The organism is Flavobacterium silvisoli, assembly GCF_004329815.1.
In the GTDB taxonomy this organism is placed as follows: domain Bacteria; phylum Bacteroidota; class Bacteroidia; order Flavobacteriales; family Flavobacteriaceae; genus Flavobacterium; species Flavobacterium silvisoli.
The window spans coordinates 1-1,234 of sequence record NZ_SJPE01000037.1; the positions used below are offsets into that span (position 1 = coordinate 1).

Below are 1,234 nucleotides of genomic sequence, written 5' to 3' on the forward strand. Positions count from 1 at the left end.
AACCGCCTTAAGTTTACAATTTCTAAATTTATACATTAATCAGAAAGAACAAAAGAGAGGAGTAAGGTTTTCGATAACCGCAGGAACTTCAGATTCCGTTAACAGTGATAATCCCCTCTCTTTTCTACTTTTATTTCGTACAGTTCTGTGAGAGTTGGATCTCGTTTTTAAGGTGATGAAACACAAGTAGATTGTCCTTTCCAAAATTATTTTCTTATGGATAAAGATAAAAAAACATTTGGTATTGACATCAGTAAAGCCACATTTGATGTTATGGATTGTTCGGGTAATTATTATCAGTTTGATAATAACACTAAAGGTTTTGTAAAGTTCTTAAAGTTATTATCCTKTGACAGTCATTGTGTTATGGAGGCTACAGGTTATTATCATTATCAATTAGCTTACTTTCTGGTCGATAATCATATAGCTGTTTCGGTAGAGAATCCATTATCAATYAAGCGATTTATTCAAATGAAACTCAGCAGAATTAAAACCGATAAGTCAGATGCCGGGATGATATGTTTATATGGTCAGGAGCAAGAATTAAAGCTATGGGTTGGCTATTCAAAAAATCAAATGGAGTGTCTTCAACAGATACGTTTACTGGATACGTATACCAAACAAAGCACCTCACTTCAAAATAAGATTCAGGSCGAGCAAGCTTTAGGAAATCCAAGTAAGTTAGTCGTTAGCTCTCTTAAAAGAAGCTTACGAAATATAGAAAAAGAAGTRCTCTTAATTGAAACTCACTTGTTAGAGTTGGTTAAATCGGACTATCAGGAAGTATTGACTAAAATAGAAAGTATCCCTGGTATTGGTAGAAAGACAGCTATGATGCTTATTGTCTTAACAGATGGATTTGAACGTTTTGAGAGTGGTAGTCAGCTATGTTCATTTTGCGGTCTGACACCGGTCATACGACAATCAGGCAGCAGTATAAAGGGCAGAACCAGAATAAGTAAGATAGGAAATGCTAAACTTAGAAATCTTCTCTTTATGTGCAGCTTTACAGCCTGTAAATGCAATAAAGCCTGTAGAGAGATTTATGAAAGAATTACAGCAAAAGGGAAGAGTAAAAAACTGGCATTAATAGCTGTTTGTAATAAGCTGTTAAGACAGGCTTTTGCCATCGCAAAATCAGGAGTCGAATACAATAAAGAGTACAGAAGCCCTATGCCTAAATTTATTTAAAAAATATCATTTTTTATTTGGTTGCAAGCACAGTTCTTTGTTA

The 1,234-nt window shown here is 34.3% G+C and carries 1 protein-coding gene; it reads left to right on the forward strand.

What is annotated here, in order from left to right:
- Positions 1-216 precede the first annotated feature (216 nt).
- Positions 217-1,191 (forward strand): IS110 family RNA-guided transposase, encoded by a 975-nt coding sequence (locus EZL74_RS13055; protein ID WP_131477100.1) that lies wholly within the window; start codon positions 217-219, stop codon positions 1,189-1,191.
- Positions 1,192-1,234 lie beyond the last annotated feature (43 nt).